Source organism: Azospirillum oryzae, assembly GCF_900177515.1.
In the GTDB taxonomy this organism is placed as follows: Bacteria; Pseudomonadota; Alphaproteobacteria; order Azospirillales; family Azospirillaceae; genus Azospirillum; species Azospirillum oryzae_A.
This window is the reverse complement of the sequence record NZ_FXAK01000009.1, coordinates 552,118-578,154: the sequence shown is the minus strand read 5'-3', so window position 1 is coordinate 578,154 and position 26,037 is coordinate 552,118. Positions and strand designations below refer to the sequence as shown.

Genomic DNA, 26,037 nt, shown 5'->3' with positions numbered 1-26,037 from the left:
TGGAATAAGGGCGGCGATCACCCTCCCCCGCTCCCTCACTCGTCACGGATGACGAGCTTGAGCAGGAGAGCGAACACCGTCGACACCGCTAGGAATCCCGCCATTGCGAGCAGTCCGGCTTCGAAGCTTCCGGTGGCGTCCTTGAGCCAGCCCACGATCGTCGGCCCGAAGAAGCCGCCGGTCGTGCCGATCGTGTTGATGAAGGCGATGCCGCCCGCCGCCGCGATGCCGGTCAGGAAGCGTGTCGGTATCGACCAGAAGATCGCCCGGGCGGCGGTGACGCCGAGAAGAGCGGCGGTCAGCCCGAGAAGCGACAGATCGAAACGCCCGGTCCAGATGGCAGCCAGGAAACCCACCACCGCAAGAAAACAGCAGGTCGAGAGATGGGCGATCTTTCTGTTCGACCGGTCGGCGACCCGTGCCCAGACGATCATGCCGATGCTCGCAACGAGATAGGGCAGCGCCGAAATCCATCCGACCTGGAGATTGGAAAGATCCTGCTGCTTGAGGATTTGCGGGAACCAGATCTGGATACCGTAGGAGCCGACGGTGAAGCCGAGATAGACGACGGTGCACACCCACACACGCACGTCGCGCAGGGCCGAGCCGAGCCGGTTGACGGCACGGTCCCGCTTCTCGCCCTCGACGCTCGCGACGATCAACCGCTTTTCGTCCGGCGTCAGCCACGCGGCATCCTGTGGGCAGTCGGCCAGCAGCTTCAACAACACCAGACCGATGATGACCGCCGGCAGGCCCTCGACGATGAAAAGCCATTGCCACCCGGCCAGATCGAGATATCCGTCCAGCCCCAGCAGCGTCCCTCCAAGCGGCCCGCCGATCACCGAGGAGAAGGGGATCGCCACGAGGAACCACGACAGGATCCGGGCACGGTATTGGGCCGGAAACCAGGTCGACAGGAAGAAGGCGACCCCGGGAAAGAAGCCGGCCTCCGCCACGCCCAATGCGAAGCGCATCACGTAGAAGCTCGTCGGACCCGACACGAAGCTCATCGCGCAGGACAGCAGGCCCCACGAAATCATGATCCGCGAGATCCAGATCCGCGCCCCGTACCGGTAAAGCATCATGTTGCTGGGCAGTTCAAAGGCACAGTAGCCGATGAACAGGATGCCGGCGCCCCAGCCGAACTGCGTCGCCGACAAGCCGATGTCGCGGTTCATCTGCAGCGCTGCGAATCCGATGTTGGTGCGGTCAAGGAAATTGAAGACGTAACCCAGCGTCAGTATCGGCAAAATCCTCCAGATCACTTTACGGAAGGCGGCTTTCCTCAGCGTATCGTCGTCATCGACGGTCAGGCTGGCAGGATGAGACTGTTCGATCGTCATATTGGAAACAGATTCCTCCCAATTTCCCTGCCTCCTTATTCCCGAGGCATTTTCGTCATCGAAATCACCCTATGCCGAGTGGCTCCGCACAGGGGATCAAGCGGGTTGGGCGTGCGCCGCGAAGGCCTGGAGTTTGGCCAGAAGCGACGGGTCGAGCCGGATTCCCTCCTGCCGGGCACGCACAAGGTTGCGATTCTCGATCTCGCCCGGCACCAGCACCGGCGCGTTGGGATCGGCCGGCGGCGTGGAATGCAGGATGTCGGCGAAGTCGGTCATGCGCCCGGACAGCCAGTCCGCGCGCCCGAGACGCTTCGTATCGATCAGGATGAAGTAATGGCCGAGGTCCTGGGGTTCCTCGGGCGAGTCGACCCAGGACTTGACGTGGGTGAGATAGGCGGCGCCGGAAAGGAGACCGGCGAGCAGATCGACGACCAGGGCCAGACCGTACCCCTTGTGCCCGCCGATGGGCAGGAGAAAGCCGTTCAGCGCCTCGTTCGGGTCGGTGGTGGGCCTGCCGGCCCGATCCGTCGCCCAACTGTCGGGAATCGGCTGCCCCGCCTTGGCGGCGTTGCGGATTTTCGCCCGGGCGGCAACGCTGACCGCCATGTCGAGGATGATCGGGTCGCCGCCCGGGTTCGGGAAGCCGAAGCCGCAGGGGCTGTTGCCGAGGCGAGCCTCGCTGCCGCCCCACGGAGCGATGGTGGTGGTCGCGTTGCTGCCGATCAGGCTCGCGAAGCCTGCTTCGGCGGCGATGTGGCAGTAGGGCGAAACCGGCCCGAAATGATTGCTGCCCCGCGCCAGCGCCAGGGCGATGCCGGTGGTCGCGGCGGCTTCCATGGCCGCTTCGAGGGCGCGCAGTCCGACCAGCGGGCCGACGCCGTTGTCGCCGTCGACCCTGATCAAGGCAGGGGCGACCTGTTCCAGCCGAATGGACGGCCGCGGATTGATGCCCTTGATCTGCAACCGCTCGCCGTAGGACTCGATCCGGCCGACACCATGCGTGCTAAGGCCGAACATCTCCGCCAGCGTCAGGATGCGGGCCGCATCGGCCGCATCCTTCCGGACCAGCCCCAATCCCATGAGCGCCGTCGTCGCCAACTCCGTGACTTCGGTTTCCGACAACATGCGGCTCGATTGCTCCTTCATCGAAACTTCCTCCACTCACCCGAACGGGCTTTCGCCTAGTGCAGCTTTTTCCCGGATCTGCCGGAACGCTCGCCGGTGATGAGTATGAGGCATTGGATACAGCAGAAAACTGTGCAATATCTATGTTCAGAACACAGGAATCCTGAGCAATGGATACCCGATTTCTCGAATGCTTCGTCGTGGTCGCAGATTGCGGTTCGGTCGCGGAGGCGGCACGCCGGCTGAACATCGCGCCGACCACGCTCGCACTGCGGATCCGCGCCCTGGAAGACGAGCTCGGTTTCACGCTCATGACCCGTTCGGGGCGCACCGCCAAGCCGACACCGGCCGGCGAGGCGCTCGCCGTCCGCGCAGCCGGTATTTTGCGCGACCTACGCGACCTCAGGACATTGCAGAGCGATGAGAAGCCCCAGGGGCAACTCAGGCTGGGGGTCGCCCAGACCGCCATCGCTACGGTGCTGTGCGACGTGCTTCCGGCTCTTGCGCAAAAATACCCGGACCTCGAGATCATCGTTCAGAAAGGCTCATCCACCCAGATATTCGGCAAGCTGGAGGACTCCGAACTGGACGTGGCGTTTCTGTTCCATCCACCATTCAGGCTGCCGAAAAGCCTGGCGTGGAGGCCGCTGAAGGCCGAGCGCTATGTCGTCATCGCGCCCGGTTCGGAAGCCTGCGGCGATCCATTTCAGCTTTTGCGGGAGCGGCCTTTCGTGCGCTACGACCGCTCCCTATGGTCCGGGCAGATCGCGGAAAACTATCTGAGGCAACAGCGCATCCGCCCCAAGGACCGCATCGAACTCGATGCTCTCGACGCCATTGCCGTGCTGGTCGACCGTGGGGTCGGCGTCTCGCTGGTACCGGACCGGGCGCTGCCCCTGCCGGCAGGCTTGACGATCATCAAGCATTCCCTTCCCGAGCCAGCCCCACAACGGGAGCTGGGCCTGCTTTGGCCCGTAACCTCGGCCTATGCGAGACTGATCCGGGTCGTGGAGGAAGAGACCGCCCTTGCAATCGGTAATCTGTAGGGCTTCGCGCTGCCTGAACCGGATGTCGCCGCCTCAAGGGATCAGGCGGTCGGCACGCAGCGCTTCGAAAAGGTCGAAGAAGGCGTCGTCGGTCGGCTGGTAGCGGGTGAAGCCGAGGCGCCGGCTCTTGCTCATGTCGGTGACGACCTCGATCGGCCGTCCGAGATCGGCGTCCGTATGCCAGGGCGAGGCGAGGCGGGCGAGATCGGGTTCCGCCAGCCCTTCGCGCTCGGCGATGCGGCGCCACAGTGGCGCATCGTCCTTCATGACCTGCTCCAGCGGCTGGACGGTGCCGTCGAAGGGCGCCGGTTCCAGGCCGAACCAGTGCGCGATGCGGCCCCACATCCAGTTCCAGCGGAAGACGTCGCCGTTCACGACGTTAAAGTCCTCGTTCGCCGCTTCGGGCGTGGTCGCCGCCCACAGCAGATGGTGGGCGAGCAGGCGCGCGTCGGTCATGTCGGTCAGGCCGTTCCACTGTGCCGCCGATCCCGGGAAACGGAAGGGCCGCCCGGTTTCGCGGCAGAGGATCGCGTAGACGGCGAGCGTCGTCCCCATGTTCATGGCATTACCGACCGCCTTGCCGATCACCGTATGGGGCCGGTGCACGCTCCAGGAAAAGCCGTCGCGCTTGGCCGCGGCGAACAGCTCGTCCTCCTGCGCATAGTAGAAGTTCGGAACGTCGAGCCGGCCCTGGCTCTCGCGGAACGGCGTCAGCGGCAGCTTGCCTTTGCCATAGGCCTCGAAGGGGCCGAGATAATGTTTAAGGCCCGTCACCAGCGCGACATGGCGCACGCTTCCCGCCGGACGGAGTCCGTCGAGAAGGTTGCGGACCATCGCCGCGTTGACCCGGATGTTCTCCGCCTCGCTCTGCTGGCGCAGCCATGTGGAAATGAAAACCACGTCCGGCTTCAGATCCTTCAAGGCGCCTGCCGTGGCCGGCGCATCCTGAAGGTCCGCGGCGACGGGCCGTACGCCGGGCTGTCCGGTCGGGCGCCGCGCCAGACCGTGAACCTCCCAGCCCTCCCCGACCAGCAAGGTCGCCGTCGCGCTGCCGACGATGCCGCTTGCGCCAACTATCAATGCCGATCCTGTCATTCCAGCTACCTTTCGTGCCGCTGGACAGTGAGTTAGAAGCGGCGCATGTGCCTTCAAGCAAATACCGGAAAGCGTTGACGTGATCCTGCCGCGGTTCGGTGGAAACCTGAGCTACGCTCCGAGTGGCGCGGGAGTCTGGCCTCCAGTCTTCGGTGCTGCGGAGCCGGTGACGGGTAGCCCGAGCCCACCCGCCGCGCTCACGGTCCGGCGCCCCTGCCATATCCCGTACCGCCATGGCGGCCAAGCCGGATGAGCAGGCGGCGGAGATCGCGAGGCTGCGACGCGAGCTGGAGCGCGCCCGGCAGGAAAGCGACATTTCAAAACGGCGATCAGCATTTTCCCGGAAGCGCCGAGATGAGGTTCCGCTTCACCGCCGAAAGCCGGGCAGTGGCGGCTCAATCCTCCGCAAGATTTTCGTAAAGCTGCTGCAGGGTGGCGTTCAGCTTGGCGATCTGCGATTCCGAGAGCCCTTCGAAGCTGCGGGCGAACAGCCGCCCCGTTGCATCCTGAATGCGCTCCACCAGTGCGTGACCGGCCGGCGTCATCGTCACCACGGTGACGCGACCGTCCTCGGCGTTGGTGCCGGTGTCGACCAGCCCCTCCGCCTTCATGCGGTAGACGATGCGGGTCATCGTCGACAGCTTGACGATGGCGTGCGTCGAGATCTCTGAAATGCTTGATGTGCCGTGCGTCTTCAGAATGAACAGCACCCGCCAGGTCGGGATGTCGGTGCCGATCCGCTTCAGCGCCGTTTCCATCTTCTGGGTGTAGATGCCCTGGACGCGGGCAAGCCAGTAGAAGGGGAATTCCTCCACCTGGAACTCGGGGTCCGACGGGATGTAGCGGCGCAGCTTCTTGGTGATGGCCATGATGCCCAGTGTCTGTCCAGCGTTTGGCCAGCGTTTGGCGAGGCCCGGCCCCTCTTGTACCAACCGCCGGTTCGGTTGCCAAACAGCTTGCGGTGCCGCACCGGCTCACCAGCCCGGCCCGCGCTCCGCCCGCATCTTGCGCACCATGGCGTCGAAGAACTTCACGGCGAAGCCGCTGTCGCGGATCAGCATGGCGGTCAGGCTGCTGCATTTCTCCCGGACCTCGGTCGACAGCTCCACGTCCTCTCCGCGCATGCTGTCGGCCAGCGTCTGGATCTCGGCGGCGCGCTGCACCGTCCACAGCAGGAAGAAGGTCTTGGCGATGCTGGACTCGCCGACCGCGATGCCGTGGTTGCGCAGCACCAGGATGTGTTTGTCGCCCAGGCTTTCCAGCATGCGCGGCTTCTCGTCGGCGAAGAGCGTGATGCCCTCGAAGGCATGATAGCCGACGCGGCCATGGAGCTGGGCGCCGTAGAAGTCGTTGTGCGAGAAGGCCTGCTTCTTCTGCACGATGGCCGACACCTCGGTGGTGTGGGTGTGGATCACGCAATGGATGTCGTCGCGCGCCTCGTGGATGGCGCTGTGCAGGGCGAAGCCGGCCGGGTTGGCGTCGTAGGGCGACGGCTCCAGCTTCTCGCCGTCCAGCCCGACCTTCAGCAGGTTGGCCGGCGTGACCTCGGTATAGTTCAAGCCGAAGGGGTTCACCAGATAATGGTGCGCTGGCCCCGGCAGGCGGGCGGAGATGTGGTTGAAGATCGTCTCGGTCCAGCCCATGAAATCGACGAGGTGATAGCAGTCGGCCAACTGGCAGCGCAGCGCCCACTCCTCCTCGCCGATGTGATCGGGCTTCACGACGCTGTTGTGGCCCATCTTGGCTGCGGTTGCGGCCATGGTCGTCATGGTTGCGGTCCTCTCTGATGGTTACAGGCGCGCGGCGGCACGCAGCGCGCTGTCGCTCTTGAAGCGGGCGAGGATGGCGATGTTGCGGGTCAGCGGCATCGATAGCCCCTGCAGCTCGGCCAGCTCGATGACGGCCTCGCAGATGGCGGAAAGCTCCAGCGGCAGCCCCTTCTCGAAATCCTGGAGCATGGAGGTCTTCACCGGTCCCATCCTGGCGCCCATCGCCAGCAGGGACGCCGGGTCCAGCTCGATCCGCGCGCCATAGGCGGCGGCGGTCAGCAGCGCTTCCGACAGCATCTGGCGGGCGATCTGCGACAGCGACGGGTCGCCGTAGATGTCCTGCAGCGTCGCCCCCGACACCACCGACAGCGGGTTGGAGGAGAGGTTGGCGATCACCTTGGTCCACAAGGGATCGCGCACCCGCCCGCTCGCCTGGGTATGGATGCCGCAGGCGGTCAGCATGGCGGCGGTGCGGGTCAGCCGGTCGCTGGGACGGTGGTCGATCTCGCCCAGGATCAGCTTCAGCGGGTTGAAGCTGCGGGCGACGCCGGGCGCCATCCGCTCCGCCGTGATATAGGCGATGGCGCCGATCACGCGGTCGAGCGGCACCAGATCCTTCAGCGCCCCGTCGGGATCGACGGCGCGAACGGCGCGGCCCTGATGGCGTCCGCCCTCGCCCTCGAAATACCACCAGGGGATGCCGTTCACCACCGGGACGACCAGCGTGTCCGGCCCGATCATCGACCGGGCCGACCGCACCAGCGCAAGCAGATCCTGCGCCTTGGCGCAGAGGAACAGCAGGTCCGGTTGCCCCAGTTCCCCCGCCGCCCCGGCCTCGACCCGCACATGATGCTCCCCCTCACGGTCGGTCAGGTGCAGCCCGTCCTGCCGGATGACGTCCAGGGTCGCTCCGCGGGCCAGCACGCCGACCCGGTGGCCGGCCCGGGCGATGCGCACCGCCAGCGTGGTGCCGATGGCTCCCGCCCCGGCGATCCCGACATGCCAGCGTCCGGCGACAGGCTGCTTCCGCCAGTCCGGCTCCGTCATGAGGCCAGCATCTCCTGATGCTTGCCGGCCATGCCGAGATACGCCGCCACCACGCGCGGATCATGCGCCAGCTCCGACGCCGGCCCTTCCATGGCGATCCGCCCCAGTTCCAGCACATAGGCATAATCGGCGACGCGCAGGGCCGCCCGCGCGTTCTGTTCGATCAGCAGGATCGACACCCCCTTGCGCCGCAGCTCCGAGATGATGCGGAAAACCTCGCGCACGATCAGCGGCGCCAACCCCAGCGACGGCTCGTCCAGCATCAGCAGCTTCGGCCCGCCCATCAGGGCGCGGGCTAGCGCCAGCATCTGCCGTTCGCCCCCCGACAGTGTCGCCGCCATCTGGCCGCGCCGCTCCTTCAGCCGGGGGAACAGGGCGTAGAGCTCCTCCATCGCCGCGTCCTGCTCGCGCTTCGACCGCGAATGGAAGCGGAAGCCGCCGAGCCGCAGATTGTCCTCCACGCTCATGGTGGCGAACAGGGCGCGCTTTTCCGGCACCAGACTCATGCCGCGGGCGACCATGTCCTGGATCGCCGGGGACTGCCCGACATGGCCGAGGAAGCGGATGTGGCCACGCGACGGCAGCACGCCCATGATGGCGGACAGGAGCGTCGTCTTGCCGGCGCCGTTGGGGCCGATGACGGTGACGATCTGCCCCTCGCCCACCCGCAGGCTGGCGTTGCTCAGCGCCTCGATCTTGCCGTAGGAGACGCAGAGGTCGGAGACCTCCAGCAGCGGCGCGCTCATTCGATCCCTCCCAGATAGGCTTCGAGGACGGCCGGGTCGGTCTGGATGGTCTCGGGCGGTCCTTCGGCGATGCGCTCGCCGAACTCCATGACATAGACGCGGTCGACCAGCCCCATGACGAAGTCCATGTCATGCTCGACCAGCAGGATCGCCATCCCCTCCGAGCGCAGCTTGACCAGCAGCTCGGCCAGCGCCTGCTTCTCCAGGAAACGCAGCCCGGCGGCCGGCTCGTCGAGCAGCAGCAGGCAGGGGTCGGCGCACAGCGCGCGGGCGATCTCCAGGATGCGCTGCTGGCCGAGCGCCAGACTGCCCGCCTCGGCGTGCAGATACTGGCCGAGCCCGACGCGGACCAGTTGGCGCCGCGCCTCGGCCAGCAGCCGGGCCTCTTCCGCGCGGTCCAGTCGCAGGGCCGCGGCGGCAACCCCCTTCGACCCGCGCAGATGGGCGCCGATGGCGACATTCTCCAGCACGGACATGGTGGGCAGCAGCTTGACGTGCTGGAAGCTGCGGCTGAGGCCGGCGCCGGCCATGGCGCGGGCGGTGCGGCCGTCGATGCGCTCGCCGCGGAACAGGATCTCGCCGGAGGTCGGACGGTCGACGCAGGAAAGCTGGTTGAACAGCGTGCTCTTGCCCGCCCCGTTCGGTCCGATCACCGCCAGGATCTCGCCGGCCCGCACGCTGAAGCTGATGTCGCGGTTGGCGACCAAGCCGCCGAAGCGCCGGGTGACGCCCTTGGCCTCCAGCACCACCTCGCCCTTTTGTGGCATGGGGCGGCGGGGCAGCGGCTCGGCGTCGGGCAGGTCCATGCTCTCCAGCGTAGCCGGACGTTGGCGGCGACGCTCGAAGGTCTTGGCGATCCAGCCGGCGATGCCGCCGGGAAGGCGCTGCATCAGCAGAACGATCAGCAGGCCGAAGACGATGGCTTCGAAGTTGCCGGTGCGGCCCAGCAGATGCGGCAGCAGATCCTGCAGCCATTGCTTGGCGAAGGTGACGCCGGCCGCCCCGATCACCGCACCCCAGACCTGCCCCACCCCGCCGATCAGCGCCATGAACAGGAAGTCGATGCCCGCCTGCAGGCTGAAGGGCGCCGGGCTGACGAAGCGCTGGGTGTAGGCATAGAGCCAGCCGGCCAGCCCGGCATAGAGGGCGGCGACCAGGAAAGCGGTCATCTTGGCCCGGAAGCTGTCGACGCCCATCGATTCCGACATGCGCTGCCCGCCGCGCAGGGCACGGATGGCGCGGCCGACACGGGAGTCCAGCAGGTTCAGCGTCGCCACCACCGCCAGCAGCAGCACCGCCCAGATCAGGTAGAACAAGGTTTCCGCCTTGTCGAAGGCGATGCCGAACAGGCTCAGCGCCGGGATGCCCGACAGGCCGGTGTGACCGCCGAGGAACTCCAGATTGCCGAACAGGTAGAACAGCGACAATCCCCAGGCGATGGTGCCGAGCGGCAGGTAATGGCCCGACAGCCGCAGCGTCACCGCCCCCAGCACCGTCGCGATGGCGAGCGTCAGCAGCAGCCCCACCGCCAGCCCGGCCAGCGGCGACCCCGCCATCCAGGCGAGCGGCGCCGGCAGGTCGGCGGCGGACACGGTGGCGAGATAGGCGGTGGCATAGGCGCTGACGCCGATGAAGGCGGCCTGTCCGAAGCTGGTCATCCCGGCGACGCCGGTCAGCAGGACGAGGCCCAACGTCGCCAGCGCGAAGATGCCGATGTTGTTGGCCAGCGTGACCTGATAGGTCGGCAGGACCAGCGGGGCGGCCGCCAGCACCGGCAGCAGGGCCAGCAGGATCCAGCCGGACGGCGACAGTCTGGGCATCGAAACGGTTGGCCTCGCAGCGGGAGTTTTCGACAGCACGCCGGGCTTCATTCCTCGTCCTCCGCGCCATGGTGGGAGAGGGAGCGCCAGACCAGAACCGGAAGGATCAGCGTGAAGACGATGACCTCCTTGTAGCTGCTGGCCCAGAAGGTGGAGAAGGATTCGGCCTGACCGATCAGCAGGGCGCCGAGCGCGGCGACCGGATAGCTCGCCAGCCCGCCGATGATGGCGCCGACGAAGCCCTTCAGGCTGATGATGAAGCCGCTGTCGTAATAGATCGTGGTGATCGGCGCGATCAGGATGCCGGACAGGCTGCCGATCAGCGCCGCCAGCGCGAAGCTGGCCTTGCCCGCCAGCTCCGGCGAGATGCCGACCAGTTCTGCCCCCAGCCGGTTGACCGCCGCGGCGCGCAGCGCCTTGCCGTACAGGCTGCGCTCGAAGAACAGGTAAAGCCCCAGGATCAGGCCGAGCGACACCGCCACCACCCAGATGGTCTGGCTGTTCAGCATCACCATGCCCAGCCTGAGGCCGCCGTCGGAGAAGGGCTCCGTCCGCGCGCCTTCGGGGCCGAACATCAGCAGCCCGATACCGACCAGCACCACATGCACGGCGATCGACACGATCAGCAGCACCAGCGGGTGCGCCGCGGCGATCGGCTGATAGAAGACGCGGTAGAGCGCCAGCCCCAGCGGCACGATCAGTGCCATGGTCACCAGCGCCTGCACCGCGACGCCGGCATCGCCCAGCGGCACCAGCGTGGTCAGCGCGGTCAGCGCCGCGGCATAGCCGACGCCCAGAACCGACCCGCGCCGCACCGCCGGCCGGCCGTCGCGTCGCCATGCGGCGTGGATGTCCATGACCATCGCGGCGGCGGACAGCGCCAGCAGCAGCCAGCCCAGCCGGACCGGCGTCCCGCCCTGCATCGCCGCCATGGTCAGGGCGGCGAAGGCGACGAACTCACCCTGGGGGATCAGAAGGATGCGGGTCACCGTGAAGACCAGCAGGATCGACAGCGCCAGCAATGCGTAGATGGCGCCGTTGGTGATCCCGTCCTGGCCCAGCAGCATGACGATCTGGAAGTTCATGACCGGTATCCCTTCGCTCCGGCGGCGGTGCCGGGAAAAGTCGGGGCCGCCGCCGGATCACTTCACGAGGTCACTTCACCAGCGTCCACTTGCCGCCGGAAACGGTGATCAGCTCGCGGCCGCGCTCGTCGAAGCCGCTGTGATCGGCGGCGGTCAGGTTGTAGACGCCCTGGGTCGCCGGCAGCTCCTTCACCTGTTCCAGCGCGTCGCGCAGCGCGCCTCGGAAGGCGGCGGAGCCCGGCTCGCCGCCCTTCAGCGCGACCGGGATGGCGCGCTCCAGCAGCAGGCCGGCGTCATAGACGTTGGCGCCGAAGGTGGCGGGCTTGGAGCCGTTCTGCTTCTCGTAGGCGGCGACATAGTCGCTGGCGATCTTCTTCGACGGATGGCTGTCGGGCACCTGATCCAGCACCAGCATCAGGCTGGCGGCCAGGATCGTGCCCTCCACCTTCTTGCCGCCCAGCTTCAGGAAGTCGGGCAGCGCCGCACCGTGGGTCTGATAGACCTTTCCGCGATAGCCCTGGTCGTAGAGCGTCGTCTGCGGCAGGACCGAGGAGCTGCCGGGAGCGGCGATCAGCACCGCATCGGGCGAGGCCGACAGGATCTTCAGCCCCTGCGCCGTCAGCGAGGTGTCCTGGCGCTGGAAGCGTTCGCTGGCCAGCAGCTTGATCCCGCGCTTGGCCGCACCCTCGCCGAACACCTTCAGCCAGTTGTCGCCATAGGGATCGGCGGTGCCGATGAAGCCGACCGACTTGATGCCGATCTTCTCCATATGCGCCAGCAGCGCCTCGGCGATCAGGTCGTCGTTCTGGGTGGTCTTGAACACCCATTTCTTCTGTTCGGTCATCGGCAGCACGACGGCGGCGGTGCCGACCGGGGCCAGCATCGGCACGCCGGCCTCGGCGGCGAACTGGATGACGCCCATGGCGTTGGGCGAACCCGACGGGCCGATGATGGCGTCGACCTTCTCCTCGGTGATCAGCTTCTTGAAGGCGGCGACGGTCGCCGTCGGGTCGCTGCCGTCGTCGAGCGTGATGTACTGCACCGACTGGCCGCCGACGCTGGTCGGCAGCAGCGGCACGCTGTTCTTCTGGGGAATGCCGACCAGCGCGATGGGGCCGGTCGAGGAGGTCACCACGCCGACCTTAACCTGCGCGTCCGCCGGAGCGGCGGCACCGGCCGCGAGTGCCCCGAACAGCAGCGAGACCGCCAGTTTCTTTGCAAACACCGCACCCTCCGTTCTGTGTTGCCCGTCTGTTGTGGTCCGCATGGATTGGCCATCGGACCCGTCGGGCCGGTCCGGCAGGCGCCCGCCGGGGCCGCTTCCACCGTCCAACCTCTTGTTATGCTGAAAGAACAAAGCAAAGACCGCGCCAGTGAAAGCTGGAATGCCATCGCAGCGATTGCAGAAAACATCGACAATAGAAGGCACGAACAGTCCATGATCGTCCGGCCGACAAAGGTTCTCTGGAAATACGGGTAGGATCGAAGCTTCCGCACGATGCCGGATCGAACGTCCGGCAATTCTGTTCTTGAAGATTTCGATTGGAACAGCCACCGCGCCCCGCCACCGAAGACCTGCAGCGGTAACGCCGGATGCCCTTGCCGTCCATTAAGCCAGAGTTCCGTGAATCCGCAATCGAATTTTCAAGAAAAATCGCCCATTTTTTAACACTCGATTGCATGCGTTTCAGGCGAATAACCACCAAGTGGGATGATCAGGTACTTTGGAATGACCTTCCGCCCAAAAAGTATCAACGCCTCTAAAATGCGTTGTTTTACAATGCAGTATGTTCAAATCTCCCCCAGCGCCAAGCCCGTGCCGCCCTTTCTCGACGCCCATGGCGTTGCTCGGTTTTTGTGCTTCGCCGTCGGAAATTATTTTTCCAAAGTCAATTGACTATTCATGTTTCTCGCCGTTAGGCTTCGGTCATCCCATCCACCCCGAACCGCTCCGATCCCGGCCGCCAGGACAGGCCCGGTATCGTGCGAGCCACGGGGAATCCGGCAGGACCGGGGAAGGCCATTGCCATGACGATCTTCGTTCAAACGCTCGACATCGCCGGCGACGCCGCGGATCGCAACACCCTCCCGACGGTGGCGATCAAGGACACCATCGACATCGCCGGCACGCCGACGCGCGCCGGGAGCCGGTCGCTGGACGATGCCCCGCCGGCCCCGGCGCATGCCGAAATCGTGCGCAACCTGCTGGCCGCCGGCTGGCGGATCGCCGGCAAGACCACGATGCATGAGCTGGCCTTCGGCACCACCGGCCTCAACCGCTGGGCCGGCACCGCACCGAACCCGAAATTCCCCGATTTCGTGCCCGGCGGCTCGTCCAGCGGATCGGCCGCTGCCGTCGCCGCGGGCATGGTTGATGCTTCGATAGGCACGGATACCGGCGGATCGGTGCGCATCCCGGCTGCCTGCTGCGGCGTCTTCGGGTTGAAACCGACCTTCGGCCGGGTCAGCCGCCAGGGCGTGATGCCGGCCAGCAGCACGCTGGACTGCATCGGTCCCTTCGCCGCCGACATGGGAACCCTGGTCGCCTGCATGATCGCCATCGACCCGAGTTTCTGCCCCGGCTTCGGCCCACTGCCGTCCACCGACGGCGTTACCATCGGCCTGCTTGCGACGGACGCCGATGCCGGGATCGCGGCGGCGGTGCGCGCGGCGGTCGAGGCCGCCGGCCTGCCGGTCGAGCCGGTGCGGCTGACCGGCATGCGCGCGGCCTTCGAGGCCGGGCTTTCGATCATCAACGTCGAGACCTGGGCCGCCTGCGCCGCCCTGGTGGAGACCGGCCTGGTCGGCGAGGACGTGGCCTTCCGCCTGCGCAACGCCGCTTGCACCACGGTCGAGGAGGTGGCGCGCGCCGAGGAGGTCCGCACCAGCTTCACCGCAGAGGTCGACGCGCTGCTGGACCGCGTCGCGGTCATCGCCCTGCCGACCATGGCCGGCCCGCCGCCGCTGGTCGCCGAGGCCGGCGACACCAGCCGCCTGATCCGCATGACGACTCTGGTCCGACCCTTCAACCTGTCCGGCCACCCGGCCATCGCCATCCCGCTCGCCCCCGTCGACGGGGCGCCGGCCAGCCTGCAGCTGGTCGCCGCCAAGGGCGCCGACGAGCTGCTCTGCGCGGTCGCCACCCGCATTGTCGACCGGTTGCCGCCTCCCGACTGACCCGGTCCGCCTCCGGGTCTGCAAGTTCCCAATCCCGATACCCCAATCCTGATGCGATGGACGGAGCCGCGCTCCGAATGCGGACGCGCGCCCTTCCTCCATCGCCTGCCATGGAGATCCCCTATGTTGGCGACTCTGCCCGTGCAGACACCTGACGGCGGCCGGAGCTTCGACGACGCTCTGCTTGCGGAGCTTCTGACCGAGATCCGCGGCCGGCGCGTCGAGTTCGAACAGCAGCAGTTCATCTCCCAGGACATCATCGAGCGATACCGCAAGCTCGGCGTCTACCGTGCCCTAGTCGCCCGGCGCTTCGGCGGTGACGAGTGCTCGCCCGCCGAGTTCTGCCGGCTGGTCGAACGCATCGCCGAGGCCGACGGGTCGGCCGGCTGGGTCGCCAGCTTCGGTATCGGCGCGGTCTATCTGTCGGCCCTGCCGCTCGACACGCTGCGCAGCCTCTATGCCCGCACGCCCGACATCGTCTTCGCCGGCGGTATCTTCCCGCCGCAGCCGGCGGTCTTCGTCGATGGCGGCCTGAAGGTGAAGGGCCGGTGGAGCTGGGCCAGCGGCTGCATGGGCGCCGACATCGTCGGCGTCGGCATCGCGCCGAAGAACAGCGACGGCACCGGCGGCCTGCCGCGCATGGCGGTGATGCCGCGCAACGCGGTCACCATCGAGCGCAACTGGGATGTCGTCGGCCTGCTCGGTACCGGCAGCCACGATCTCGTGGTCGATGACGTGGTGGTGCCGGAGGAATGGACCTTCGTGCGCGGCGGCAAGTCGGCGCTGGACGAGCCGCTCTACCGTTATCCGACGCTGGCCTTCGCGGCGCAGGTCCTGTCGGTCGTCTCGCTCGGCATCGCCCGGGCGGCCTTGGACGAACTGCGCTCGATGGGCGCGCGCGCGTCGGTCACCGGCGCGCCGAAACTGGGGGAGCGCGTCGCCTCCCAGCTGGAGACCGCGAAGCTGGAGGCCGAGCTGCGCGCCGCCCGTTCCTGGTTCTACGACGCCATCGACGAGGTGTGGCAGTGCCTGCTGGCCGGCGACGACCCGGCGCCGGATCGGGTCAGCATGCTGCGCCTGTCCGCCACCCACGCCACCCGCACCGCCGCCGACGTGACGCGCCGGGCGCAGATGCTGACCGGCATGGCCGGCGTCTACGCGCGCTGCCCGATCGCCCGCCATGTCCGCGACGTCCAGATGATCACCCAGCACGCCTTCCTCGGCGACGTCACCTACCAGAACGCCGGCGCCATGCTGTTCGGCCTGCCTCCCCTGCCCGGCTACCTCTGACCCCAATCCCGGAGACCTTCAATGAGCGACAAGAAGCCCCTGCGCGTTCTGTTCTGCATCGGCGTCAACCAGAACTTCTTCGACGCGACGGTGGAGGAGGCCAAACAGGTCTGGGGCGCCTTCTCCACCATGATGCGCGGCATCGGCGAGCTGCCGGGCGTTACGGTGCTGGGCAACCTGGATGACGACCAGATCATGGTCGGCCCGTCGACCAACTGGCCCTGGACCACCTATGTGCTGGCCGACGTGCCGGACATCGAGACGGTCACCGCCGCCTGCAACCTGTTCCGCGTCACGCCCGTCGGCGACGGCACCTTCAAGCTGTGGAAATACTGCCGCGTCGAGGCCCGCGTCGGCCGTGAGCTGGTGATCCCGCAATGACCGCCGCCCTCCCCGCCGGGATTGCCGAAACAGACATCGCCGCCCTGCAAGCACGCCTCGCCCGCTTCGAGGCGGAGGCGGCGGTCCGCGCCTGCATGGTCCGCTACATGGCGCTGTGCGACGCGCTGACTCCGGCCACCCCGCTGGACGAGCTTGCCGGCCTCTTCACGCGCGACGCGGTGTGGGAGGGCATCGGCGAGAAATATGCGAAGACCTTCGGCCGTCTCACCGGCCGCCCCGCTCTGCGGGAGATGTTCGCCAGATACATGGTCGAGCCCTCTCACTTCGCGCTGAACGTCCATTTCCTGACCTCCGAACTGATCCGGACCACCGGCCCGGACAGGGCGGAAGGCACCTGGATCATGCTGCAGACCTCGACCTTCGCCGCCGGCGGATCGCACCTGAACGCCGCCCGGCTGACGGTGGATTTCCGCCTGGAGGAGGGTGCTTGGCGCATGAGCCATTTCCGCACCGAAAACCTGTTCAGCCGCCCGGTCGACGGCTGGAACCGTCCCGACCCGGTTCCGGTCCCGGATTGATCCCCTCTTCCTGTTCGCCCCCTTCCTGTCCGCCCCCTGACGGAAAGACCATCGCGATGGCTATTGACCTCAAGGCTTCCCCGGCAGCGTCCCGCGACCTCGCCGACCTCGTGCGCGCCGACCGCGCCCACACCTCGCTCTACACCGATCCGGCGATCTTCGAGCAGGAGATGGACCGCATCTTCGCCAGCTGCTGGGTCTGGGTCGCCCATGTCAGCGAGGTGAAGGAGGCTGGCGACTACAAGTCCACCTATGTCGGCCGCCAGCCGGTGGTGGTCGTGCGCGACCGCAAGCAGAAGATCCACGTCCTGCTGAACCGCTGCCGCCACCGCGCCGCCACGGTCTGCGAGGAGAAGAAGGGCCGGACCAACAGCTTCGTCTGCCCCTATCACGGCTGGAGCTACGGCCTGGACGGGTCTTTGCGCGGCGTGCCGCATCCGGAAAGCTACGGCCAGTGCCTCGACAAGGGCGAGTATCCGCTGAAAAGCCTGCGGGTCGAGGAATATGCCGGCATGGTCTTCGCCACCTTCCGCGAGGACATCGAGCCTCTGGCCGACTGGCTCGGCCCGGCGAAGAAGTGGATGGACCTGTTCATGAAGCAGGGCGGCGGCTATCCGATCAGGGTGGCCGGCGAGCACCGCTTCCGCTTCCCCGGCAACTGGAAGATCCAGCTGGAGAACACCACCGACGGCTATCACTTTCCGGTCGTCCACAAATCCTTCCTGTCGTCGGTCGACGAGCAGACCGAACGCATGCTGGATTTCGTCAACGGCCCCGGCTTCGTCGAGGATCTCGGCAACGGCCACAGCGTCATGGTGATGATTCCCGAGCTGGTGGATCTGGAGGAGAATCTCGACGCCCCCATCCCCGCCCGCTTCGCAGAGCTGGCGGAGGAGCTGCGCAAGGAGGGCCATGACGAGGCCAAGGTGCGCCGCATCGTCCGCGCCGTCGGCGGGTCGGGCTTCAACCTGAACCTGTTCCCCAACATCGCCTGCTCGATGGCCTTCTTCCGCGTGCTGCGCCCGGTGTCGGTGAACGAGACCGAGATCCACCACGCCGTCATCACCATGGACGGCGGCCCCACCGCCGCCAACCGCGCCCGCCTCCGCTTGCACGAGCATTTCCAAGGCCCGATGGGCTTCGGCACGCCCGACGATTCCGAGGCGTGGGAGCGGGTGCAGAAGGGTGCCCAGGCCGGCACCGACCTGTGGATCCTGCTGAACCGCGGTCTGCCCGGCGAGCGCATCACCGAAGACGGCCGCGCCAGCGACGTCAGCGCCGAGACCGGCATGCGCGCAGCCTACCAGCAATGGAAGAAGCTGATGACGGCGTGAGGGTGAGCCGGGGGTGATGCCCCCACCCTGACCCTCCCCCTGACTCCCCGGAGACCCCCATGAACACCCAACTCCTCACCGAGGTCAGCGCCTTCCTCTGGCAGGAGGCCGACATGCTCGACCACCGCGACTATCAGGACTGGCTGGCGCAATGGACCGCCGACGGCCTCTACATCGTGCCGATCGACCCGGACGTCGCCTCCGGCCCTGCCGACCTCGCCGACCGGCTGAACTACGCCTATGACGACGCCGACATGCGCGCCAAGCGCGTCGCCCGCCTGACCAGCGGCGAGTCCGTCTCGACGCAGCCGGCCTCCCGCACCGTGCGCTCGCTGTCGCGCTTCCGCATCCTGGCCGACGACGGCGCCACCGTCACCGTCCGCGCCGCCCAGCATCTGCGCGAGTTCCGCAAGGAGACGCTGCGCGACTACACCGCCGACGTGACCTACGAGTTGGTCCGCGGCGCGGACGGCTTCCGGCTGAGAGGCAAGATCGTCCGGCTGGTGAACTCCACCGACGCGCTGCACAGCATCGGCTACATCCTCTGACAAGGAGCCCAAGGGATGGCACAGGTCGCACTCGTCACCGGCGCGGCCCAGGGGCTGGGCCGGGTCATCGCCGAACAGTTCCTCGCCGCCGGCTACCGCGTCGCCCTCACCGACATCGCCGAAGAGGCGGTCAAGGAGGCGGCGGCAACCCTCGACCCGTCGGGCGAGGCGGTGCTGCCGCTTGGGCTCGACGTCACCCGCAAGGTTGATTTCGCCGCCGCGCTCGACGCGGTGCTGGCCCGCTGGGGGGCGCTGCATGTGGCGGTCAACAACGCGGCGATGACGCCGATGACCCCGGTCATGCAGATCACGCCGGAGGAATTCGACGCGGTGCTGACCGTCAACCTGCGTGGCACCTTCCTCGGCTGTCAGGTGTTCGGCGCCCATCTGGCGAAGGCCGGCTATGGCCGCATCGTCAACATCGCTTCACTGGCGGGGCAGAATGGCGGCACCGCGTCGGGCGCGCATTACGCCTCCTCCAAGGCCGGCATCCTGACGCTGACCAAGATCTTCGCCCGCGAACTGGCGGCCAGCAATGTCACCGTCAACGCCATCGCCCCCGGCCCGATGGAGCTGCCGTCGGTCCGTGCCTCGGTCCCGCCGGAACGGCTGGAAACGCTGATCGGCATGATCCCGGTGAAGCGTCTGGGCAACCCCGCCTTCGTCGCCCGGATGGCGGTGGAGCTGGCATCAAGCGACGCGGATTTCGCCACCGGTGCGGCCTGGGACATCAACGGCGGCATCTTCATGCGTTGAGGAAAGACGGTCATGACGACGCAAGACACGCTGACGCTGACGGTGGCCCGCCGCCGGGTCGAAGGGAACGGGGTGCTCCTTCTGGACCTCGTCGACCGGGCCGGCCGGCCGCTGCCCCCCTTCGAGGCCGGGGCGCATGTCGATCTGCATCTGGCGCCGGGGCTGGTCCGGCAATATTCGCTGTGCGGCGACCCGGCCGACCGCAACCGCTACCGGCTGGGCATCCTGCGCGATCCCGCCTCGCGCGGCGGCTCGGTCGCGGCGCATGAGGGCTTGCAGGAGGGAACGGAGGTTGCAGTCGGCCTGCCGCGCAACCTGTTCCCGCTGGCAACCGATGCTGCCCATTCGGTCCTGATCGGCGGCGGTATCGGCATCACCCCGATGATCGCGATGGCCCACGCCCTGGTGACCTCCGGCGGCAGTTTCGAACTGCATTACTGCGGCCGCAGCCGCGACGCCTGCGCCTTCCTGGACGAACTGGCGGAGGCCGCCTTCCGCGACCGCGCCGCCCTGCATCTCGACGACGGCCCGGCCGGCCAGCGCCTGGACCTCCCCGCCCTGCTCGGTTCCGCACCCGCCGGCACCCACCTCTATGTCTGCGGCCCGACCGGCTTCATGGACTGGGTGATCGGCGAGGCGGCACGTCTCGGCCTGCCGGCTGAGCGCATCCACCGCGAATATTTCCAGGCGGAGGCCGTCACCGGCGGCAGCAGCTTCGAGGTGGTGGCGCAGCGCAGCGGCAGGACCGTCCGGGTGGCGGAGGACGAGACCATCGTCCAGGCGCTGGGCCGCATCGGCATCAAGGTGCAGATGTCCTGCGAGCAGGGCGTGTGCGGCACCTGCCTGTGCACGGTGCTGGAGGGCACGCCCGACCACCGCGACGTCTTCCTGACCGACGAGGAGAAGGCCGACAACGACCAGATCCTGCTCTGCTGCTCGCGCGCCCGCACGGACACGCTCGTCCTCGACATCTGAGATTAAGGACACTCCCATGGTTGAGGTTTCCCGCTTCCGCAACGGCATGTCGATGCTGACCGGCGCCGTGAACATCGTCACCACCGCAGGTCCCGGCGGCCGGGCCGGCTTCACCGCCACCGCGGTGTGCAGCGTGACCGACCAGCCGCCGACCCTGCTGGTCTGCCTGAACCAGTCCTCCTTCGTGCATCGGGCCTTCACTACCAACGGCGTACTCTGCGTCAACCCGCTCTGCGGCGGGCAGCAATCGCTGTCGGAGGTCTTCTCCAACCGCGGCCTGTCGGCCGACGAACGGTTCGCCCATGCCGATTGGACCAGCCTGGAGACCGGCAGCCCGGCGTTGGCCGGCGCGCTGGTCAATTTCGACTGCCGCATCGTCGACACCCACACGGTCGGCACCCACAGTGTCCTCTACTGCCAGGTCGTCGACATCCGCCAGCGCCCGGCCGGCCCGGAGGGGGCGACGGACGACCATCTCGGCCTCGTCTATTTCAACCGTTCCTATCACCGGCTGGGCGACGCTTCGCGCGCGCTGCCCTGATCCTCACCATTCAGATCGGGGAAGACCGACCCGGCATGGACGAGTTCGGCGTGCAAATCGCCGCGTCAGGCGGTGGCTACGTCATGTTCAAACATTAAGAGGTGGTTTCCAGAACCCTCATCCGATGCCCCCTCCGGAAACCCGCTGATCTGCCGTCGGTTTTCTGTGTCTTTGGCACAGGGAGGCGTGATCTTGCCCCGGTTCGGTGGACACGGGTTCACGCAGATCTTAACTCGGCCTGTTCGGGGGTGATGTATCCGATGGCCGAGTGGGCGCGTTGGCGATTGTAGTAGGTTTCGATTTAGGCGAACACCTCCCGGCGGGCCTGATCGCGGGTTTCGAGCCGAGTGCGGTGGACCAACTCGACCTTGAGGGTGTGGAAGAAGCTCTCCACCTCCCGGCCCTGGAACCTCTGAAGCGCCATTTTGGTTGAGCGATTCACCCCGGGTGGGGCCAGCGGCCTTGCTGGCCCTGGTCCGCTGGGTTGGCGAGCATCGTCATGAGCCCCGACGCGCAACCGCCCCCGATGATCTGGCGCCGCTTGCCGATGGAGCGGCGGCGCAAACTGGCCGTGCTGATCGGCCGCTTGGCCCGCCGACACCTGGAGGCCAGTCCGGGAACGGAGGAGGACAGCGATGACCGGCCCCATCCCAGCCCCGAGCGAGAAGATCCAGGGCGCCCACCGTGACCGTTTGGCCGTCGTCTACGTCCGCCAATCCACGCTTCAGCAGGTCGAGCATCATCAGGAATCGACCCGTCTTCAATACGCTCTGGTCGAGCGCGCCCTCGCCCTCGGCTGGCCACGGGAGCGGATCGTGATCATCGACGAGGATCTCGGCCGCTCCGCCGCCTCGGCCACCGGGCGCCCCGGCTTTCAACGGCTGGTCGCCGACGTCGGTCTGGGCCGTGTGGGGTTGGTCCTCGGGGTGGAGATGTCGCGTTTGGCCCGCTCGTGCTGCGACTGGTACCAGTTGCTGGAGATCTGCGGCGTGCGGCGGACGCTTCTGGCTGATCGTGATGGCGTCTACGACCCGGGTATCTTCAACGACCGCCTCCTGCTCGGCCTGAAGGGCACCATGTCGGAGGCCGAGTTGCATCTGCTCAAGAGCCGCATGCTGGCCGGGCGTTTGGCCAAGGCGCAACGGGGCGAAATCGTCACCAACCTGCCGCGCGGCTACCTCCGCCGGCCCTCGGGAGAGATCGTCTTCGATCCCGATGAGCAGGTTCAGACGACCGTTCGCCTGGTCTTCGACCTCTTCGACCGACACGGCTCGGTCCACCGGGTGCTTGGTTATTTCGTTGCTCACGATCTCACGCTGCCGCGCCGCCTGCGCGCCGGCCCGGGCAAGGGCGAGTTGGAATGGAGGCGGCCCAGCCGCACCACCTTGCAGGACATGCTGCACAACCCAGTCTACGCGGGCGCCTATATCTATGGCCGCCATCCTCACCAAGCCGGAGCGGGGGTTCCCGAGCGCTGGACGGTGCTGATCAAAGACCATTGGCCAGCCTATATCACCTGGGAAACCTTCGAGAGGAACCAGACGCAGATGGCGGCGAATCGCAATCCGGCGGCGGGCGTCGCCCGTGGTGGCCCGGCGTTGCTGGCCGGGCTGGTGTTTTGTGGGCGATGCGGCCAGCGGATGGCCACCGAATATCATGATCAGGGCCGCTTCCGCCGCTATCGCTGCAGCCAGGGAGCGATCCGCTTCGCCGCCCCTTCCTGCCAATCGCTGGGCGGGCGTGAATTGGAGGCGCTGGTTGGCGCGTTGATCTTGCGGACTCTCGAACCGGCGGCGCTGGAGGTCAGCCTGCAATGGGCGGAGGACCTGGACCTGGAACGCCAACACCTCCATCGCCAATGGCGTCAGCGCGTGGAGCGCGCCCATTACGAAGCGGATCGGGCGCGGCGTGAGTATCGCGCGGTCGAGCCCGAGAACCGCTTGGTCGCCCGCGCTTTGGAACGCGCATGGGAGGAGGCCCTGGCGGCGGAAATCCGGGTCCAGGCGGATCACGACCGCTTCCTCGCCCAGCAGCCGATGCCGCTGAGCGCGGCGGAGCGCGAGGCGATCCGGCGCTTGGCCGACGACATTCCCACCCTGTGGCGGGCCGCCACGACGACGGATGCCGACCGCCAGACCATCGCCCGCCTCCTGTTGGACAAGGTCGTGGTGACCGTGGCCGGCGCGACGGAGGCGGTCACGGTGGACTGCCACTGGGCCGGTGGTGTTCATACTCAGCACCCCTTGCGGCGCGCCGTCCGGCGCCGCGACCAACTCAGCACCTTTCCGGCCCTGATGGAGCGCATCCAGGCGCTGAACGCCGACGGCCACAAGGCTCCGGCCATCGCGGCGATGCTCAACACCGAAGGCTGGCACCCGCCCAAGCGGCGCGAAACCTTCACCGACGTCATGGTGCGCGACCTGCTGCATCGCCAAGGCGTGCCGGTGGGGGCCTATCCCCGACCGTCCGCTCGGGTCGAGCGACTGGGACCGGATGAGCGGACGTTGCCGGAACTGGCGGCCCGCCTGGAGATCCCGGCCAACACCTTGTACCACTGGCTGCGCCGAGGCTGGTTGCAGGCCCGACGGGCCTCCGCCGGCGGTCATGCGGTATGGCTGGTCGAGGCCGATGAACAGGAGATCGCCCGGCTGCACGCTTTGCGCGAGAGGAAATCGCTTGCTCTCAATGCTGCAACGAACAATCCAACTTGAGAGGCATCATGCCTGCCAGATGTCCATGGGAGCATTGTCGTAGCAGCAGCCCTTGCGCGACATGGACTGCCGCATGCCGGCCGCCTGCAACAGGTCGCGGTAGTCCCGGGAGGCATACTGACTGCCGCGATCGGAATGCTGGATGAGACCCACAGGCGGCCGTTGGCGCTGGATGGCCATGACCAGGGCCGAGGTGGTGAGTTCGGCGCGCATCGCCCAGCCAACGATCTTCCGGGTCGCCAAGTCGAGGACAGCCGCCAGATACAGCCAGCCTTCAGCGGTAGGCAGGGAAGTAAAGTCGGCAAGCCAGACCCGGTTGGGCTCGGCCACCTGGAAGGCTTGGGCCAGCAGATCGGGAGCGACCGGCAGGCCATGGCGGCTGTCGGTCGTGACGGGCCGGAACCGTGCACATGAGACGGACTGCGAACTCGTCCCGGTGGTCCTCAATGAAGCGGAACCTCATCTCGGTGCTTCCGAGAAGATGCTGATGGCCTTTTTCAAAATGTCGCGTTCCTGCCGGGCGCGCTCCAACTCGCGTCGCAGCCGCGCGATCTCCGCCGTCTGCTCGTCCGGCTTGGCCATGTCGGATACGGCAGGGGCACCAGACCGTGAGCGCGGCGGGTCGCCTTGGGCTACCCGCTGCCAGTTCCGCAGCACCGAAGCTTGCAGGCCCAACTCCCGCGCCACATGCTCCAGCGGCCGGCCGCTCCCTTCCAGCAGGGCAACAGCCTCACGCTTGAACTCATCCGTGAAGGATCGCCTTGTCTTCGTCATCAGACACCTTCCCGCTCCACGCCGAGCTTAGCTGAGGTGTCCACCGAACCGGGGCAAGATCAGATCGATGGGTCACAGAAAAACGGAGGCCAGTTCCGGCGGGCGAGACAGGGTGTGGGCGATCATCTCCAGCGCACCGCGCGTCCCGTCGCGGTCGCAGCCGCCCAGGCACAGCCGGACCGCCTCCGGCGCCGGGCTGTTGACCGAGAAGGCATCGCTGACGACGATGCCGAGCTTGGCCCCGCGCAGGGTCGCGGCGAAGCTGGACCGGCTCCATCCCGCGGGCAGCGGCAGCCAGTAGTGGAAGGCTTCCGGTTTGGAGCGAAGGGCAGGTCCCGGCAGAATACCGCGGGCGATGGTCTGGCGCAGAGCCGATTCCGCCCGGATGGCCGCCAGGATCGCCTGTGCCGTGCCGTCGCCCATCCAGCGGGTCGCCAGCGCCACGGTCAGCGGGGAGGCCATCACCGTCGTTGCCCGCAGGAAGGCGGACAGCTGCCAGACATGGCGCGCCTCGGGAACAACCAGATAGGCGATGCGCAGGCCGGCCCCCAGGATCTTCGCCACGCCGGCGATGTGGAAGACGATGTCCGGCGCCAGGGCCGCCATCGGAACCGGCCCGCCGGCCGGCAGCGCGCCATAGGCGTCATCCTCGACGATGGCGACGCCGTGCCGGCGGGCAATGTCGACCAGGGCCTGACGGCGCTCCGCCGACAGGGTGATGGTGGTCGGGTTCTGCAGGGTCGGATTGCAGTAGAGCGCCTTGGGCGGACGGGTGCGGCAGACCTCGGCGAAGGCATCGGGCAGAATGCCGTCCCCGTCCATCGGCAGGCCGACCACCTCCAGCCCCAGCTGCGCCGCCAGCCCACGCAGGCCGGGATAGGTCAACGCCTCGGCACAGATGCGGTCGCCCGGCTTCGCGAGCGCGCCCAGCACGGCATGCAGGGCACTGTGGGTGCCGGCGCAGACCAGCAGCCGCTCCACCCGCACCGGCAGGCCGCGCAGAGCCAGCCAATCGACGCCTGCCTGCCTGTCCTGTTCGGCGCCGCCGAACTCCTGGTAGCGCAGCAGATCGACCAGATCCTGCCCGACCTCCGCCAGACCGGACCGCATGCGCGCCAGCAGCTCCGAATCCTCGATATCCGGCGGTAGGTTCATCGACAGGTCGGCGGAACACCGCGCCGTGGACCGGACAGGTGGCTGGGTGGCGGAAGCGGCGGTCTCCGCGGTCGGCAGCGGTTCAGGAGCGCAAGGGATCGCCACGGCCGCGTCACGAACGAAGGTGCCGGCGCCGACGCGGGATTCGATCAGCCCGCGCCGCTGCGCCTCCTGATAGCCGCGGGCGACCGTGGTGAAATCGACTTCCAGCGCCTCTGCCAGCACCCGCTGGGCCGGCAGCCGGGCACCGGGGGCGAGGCGCCCGTTGCGCATGTCGTCGGCGATGACGTCGGCAATCGCGACGTAGCGCGGCTTGTCGCTGCCGTGGATCACCGCATGCCAGGGGTGCGGGCGCCCGACGGGAGACGGAAACTGACCTTGTAGCGTTTGCATTCAAACCACGTCCAGCGCATGGATCCAAACTATGCAGCGCCCGTTCCGGAGGCACCCCGCCCCGGACGGGACGGCGCATCCTAAGCGCCCCGCCCCGTCCGTGGCAACCACCAGCTCTGACACCGCGACGAAGTCCCGCAGCCCATTGATTTCCGCCATTTCCACCATCCAGCGGAACATGCCGCACCCTCCTGCCTCTTCTCGCCCGAACTCTGCGGAGCAGCACTGCCGTGGAGCGGAAAATCCGCCCAAATCGTGAGCATCGGGGCAGATTGGTGAAAAATACGTCACTAACAGCCCGATCATTGAGCGGAATCTGCCACTTTGACCGCATTCATTATACGCTACCTCCGCGTTTTTTGTATGGATATATAGGAGTCCCGTCGA

22 protein-coding genes and 2 pseudogenes are annotated in these 26,037 nt (G+C 67.3%); 11 read left to right on the top strand and 13 right to left on the bottom strand.

All coding sequences use genetic code 11. The annotated features are described in order from the left end of the window. Nucleotides 1-35: 35 nt before the first annotated feature. Nucleotides 36-1,343, bottom strand: a complete 1,308-nt coding sequence (locus B9N97_RS31120; protein ID WP_085091665.1) for an MFS transporter — start codon at nt 1,341-1,343, stop codon at nt 36-38. A 96-nt stretch (nt 1,344-1,439) separates the two neighbouring features. Then, nucleotides 1,440-2,489 (bottom strand): Ldh family oxidoreductase, encoded by a 1,050-nt coding sequence (locus tag B9N97_RS31115; protein ID WP_085091664.1) that lies wholly within the window; start codon nt 2,487-2,489, stop codon nt 1,440-1,442. Nucleotides 2,490-2,638: 149 nt separating this feature from the next. Between B9N97_RS31115 and B9N97_RS31110 the strand changes: the two genes are divergently transcribed. After that, nucleotides 2,639-3,514: a LysR family transcriptional regulator gene (locus B9N97_RS31110; RefSeq protein ID WP_085091663.1), complete on the top strand. Its 876-nt coding sequence runs from the start codon at nt 2,639-2,641 to the stop codon at nt 3,512-3,514. Between the two features lie 33 nt (nt 3,515-3,547). Here B9N97_RS31110 and B9N97_RS31105 read toward each other — a convergent pair whose 3' ends face one another. The 8 genes from B9N97_RS31105 to B9N97_RS31070 all read right to left on the bottom strand — a co-directional run bounded on the left by B9N97_RS31105 (nt 3,548) and on the right by B9N97_RS31070 (nt 12,301). After that, nucleotides 3,548-4,594: an SDR family oxidoreductase gene (locus B9N97_RS31105; RefSeq protein WP_432264219.1), complete on the bottom strand. Its 1,047-nt coding sequence runs from the start codon at nt 4,592-4,594 to the stop codon at nt 3,548-3,550. Between the two features lie 410 nt (nt 4,595-5,004). Then, nucleotides 5,005-5,478, bottom strand: coding sequence for a MarR family winged helix-turn-helix transcriptional regulator (locus tag B9N97_RS31100; protein ID WP_085091661.1), 474 nt, complete (start codon nt 5,476-5,478; stop codon nt 5,005-5,007). A gap of 105 nt (nt 5,479-5,583) precedes the next feature. Next, on the bottom strand, nt 5,584-6,378 hold the full coding sequence (locus B9N97_RS31095; protein ID WP_244561025.1) for a class II aldolase/adducin family protein: 795 nt from the start codon (nt 6,376-6,378) through the stop codon (nt 5,584-5,586). A 21-nt stretch (nt 6,379-6,399) separates the two neighbouring features. Then, nucleotides 6,400-7,425 carry a ketopantoate reductase family protein gene (locus tag B9N97_RS31090; protein WP_085091660.1) on the bottom strand — a complete coding sequence of 342 codons (1,026 nt, stop codon included), beginning with the start codon at nt 7,423-7,425 and terminating at the stop codon, nt 6,400-6,402. After that, entirely contained in the window at nt 7,422-8,171 is a 750-nt protein-coding gene (locus B9N97_RS31085; protein WP_085091659.1) for an ABC transporter ATP-binding protein, read from the bottom strand. Before B9N97_RS31085 ends, B9N97_RS31090 begins: the two co-directional genes overlap by 4 nt. Further along, a complete protein-coding gene (locus B9N97_RS31080; protein WP_167393434.1) occupies nt 8,168-9,991 on the bottom strand; it encodes a branched-chain amino acid ABC transporter ATP-binding protein/permease in 1,824 nt (607 codons plus the stop codon). Before B9N97_RS31080 ends, B9N97_RS31085 begins: the two co-directional genes overlap by 4 nt. Nucleotides 9,992-10,038: 47 nt before the next feature. Continuing rightward, entirely contained in the window at nt 10,039-11,076 is a 1,038-nt protein-coding gene (locus B9N97_RS31075; RefSeq protein WP_085091657.1) for a branched-chain amino acid ABC transporter permease, read from the bottom strand. Between the two features lie 70 nt (nt 11,077-11,146). Then, a complete protein-coding gene (locus B9N97_RS31070) occupies nt 11,147-12,301 on the bottom strand; it encodes an ABC transporter substrate-binding protein (RefSeq protein WP_208621324.1) in 1,155 nt (384 codons plus the stop codon). Between the two features lie 803 nt (nt 12,302-13,104). On the opposite strand from B9N97_RS31070, the gene B9N97_RS31065 reads away from it, so the two are divergent. The 9 genes from B9N97_RS31065 (at nt 13,105) to B9N97_RS31025 (ending at nt 20,617) form a co-directional block, all read left to right on the top strand. After that, a complete protein-coding gene (locus B9N97_RS31065; protein ID WP_085091656.1) occupies nt 13,105-14,253 on the top strand; it encodes an amidase in 1,149 nt (382 codons plus the stop codon). A gap of 123 nt (nt 14,254-14,376) precedes the next feature. Then, entirely contained in the window at nt 14,377-15,543 is a 1,167-nt protein-coding gene (locus B9N97_RS31060; RefSeq protein WP_085091655.1) for an acyl-CoA dehydrogenase family protein, read from the top strand. A 21-nt stretch (nt 15,544-15,564) separates the two neighbouring features. After that, on the top strand, nt 15,565-15,924 hold the full coding sequence (locus B9N97_RS31055) for an IacB protein (protein WP_085091654.1): 360 nt from the start codon (nt 15,565-15,567) through the stop codon (nt 15,922-15,924). Continuing rightward, nucleotides 15,921-16,463 (top strand): nuclear transport factor 2 family protein, encoded by a 543-nt coding sequence (locus B9N97_RS31050; RefSeq protein WP_085091653.1) that lies wholly within the window; start codon nt 15,921-15,923, stop codon nt 16,461-16,463. Before B9N97_RS31055 ends, B9N97_RS31050 begins: the two co-directional genes overlap by 4 nt. A gap of 56 nt (nt 16,464-16,519) precedes the next feature. Continuing rightward, nucleotides 16,520-17,797, top strand: coding sequence for an aromatic ring-hydroxylating oxygenase subunit alpha (locus tag B9N97_RS31045; protein ID WP_085091652.1), 1,278 nt, complete (start codon nt 16,520-16,522; stop codon nt 17,795-17,797). A 59-nt stretch (nt 17,798-17,856) separates the two neighbouring features. Then, on the top strand, nt 17,857-18,345 hold the full coding sequence (locus tag B9N97_RS31040) for an aromatic-ring-hydroxylating dioxygenase subunit beta (RefSeq protein WP_085091651.1): 489 nt from the start codon (nt 17,857-17,859) through the stop codon (nt 18,343-18,345). 15 nt (nt 18,346-18,360) lie between these two features. Then, nucleotides 18,361-19,101, top strand: coding sequence for an SDR family NAD(P)-dependent oxidoreductase (locus B9N97_RS31035; protein ID WP_085091650.1), 741 nt, complete (start codon nt 18,361-18,363; stop codon nt 19,099-19,101). Between the two features lie 12 nt (nt 19,102-19,113). Then, a complete protein-coding gene (locus B9N97_RS31030) occupies nt 19,114-20,076 on the top strand; it encodes a PDR/VanB family oxidoreductase (RefSeq protein WP_085091649.1) in 963 nt (320 codons plus the stop codon). A gap of 16 nt (nt 20,077-20,092) precedes the next feature. Continuing rightward, nucleotides 20,093-20,617, top strand: a complete 525-nt coding sequence (locus tag B9N97_RS31025) for a flavin reductase (RefSeq protein ID WP_085091648.1) — start codon at nt 20,093-20,095, stop codon at nt 20,615-20,617. A 217-nt stretch (nt 20,618-20,834) separates the two neighbouring features. On the opposite strand, the pseudogene B9N97_RS35375 reads toward B9N97_RS31025, so the two are convergent. Continuing rightward, nucleotides 20,835-21,011 (bottom strand): annotated as a pseudogene (locus tag B9N97_RS35375) (IS3 family transposase); the annotation flags it as partial. A gap of 241 nt (nt 21,012-21,252) precedes the next feature. Here B9N97_RS35375 and B9N97_RS31020 point away from each other — a divergent pair. After that, a complete protein-coding gene (locus tag B9N97_RS31020) occupies nt 21,253-23,328 on the top strand; it encodes a recombinase family protein (protein ID WP_085091647.1) in 2,076 nt (691 codons plus the stop codon). A 21-nt stretch (nt 23,329-23,349) separates the two neighbouring features. Here B9N97_RS31020 and B9N97_RS36605 read toward each other — a convergent pair. Both B9N97_RS36605 and B9N97_RS31005 read right to left on the bottom strand, forming a co-directional pair. Further along, nucleotides 23,350-24,102 (bottom strand): annotated as a pseudogene (locus B9N97_RS36605) (IS3 family transposase); the annotation flags it as partial. Between the two features lie 72 nt (nt 24,103-24,174). Then, nucleotides 24,175-25,650, bottom strand: coding sequence for an aminotransferase-like domain-containing protein (locus tag B9N97_RS31005; RefSeq protein WP_085091644.1), 1,476 nt, complete (start codon nt 25,648-25,650; stop codon nt 24,175-24,177). Nucleotides 25,651-26,037 lie beyond the last annotated feature (387 nt).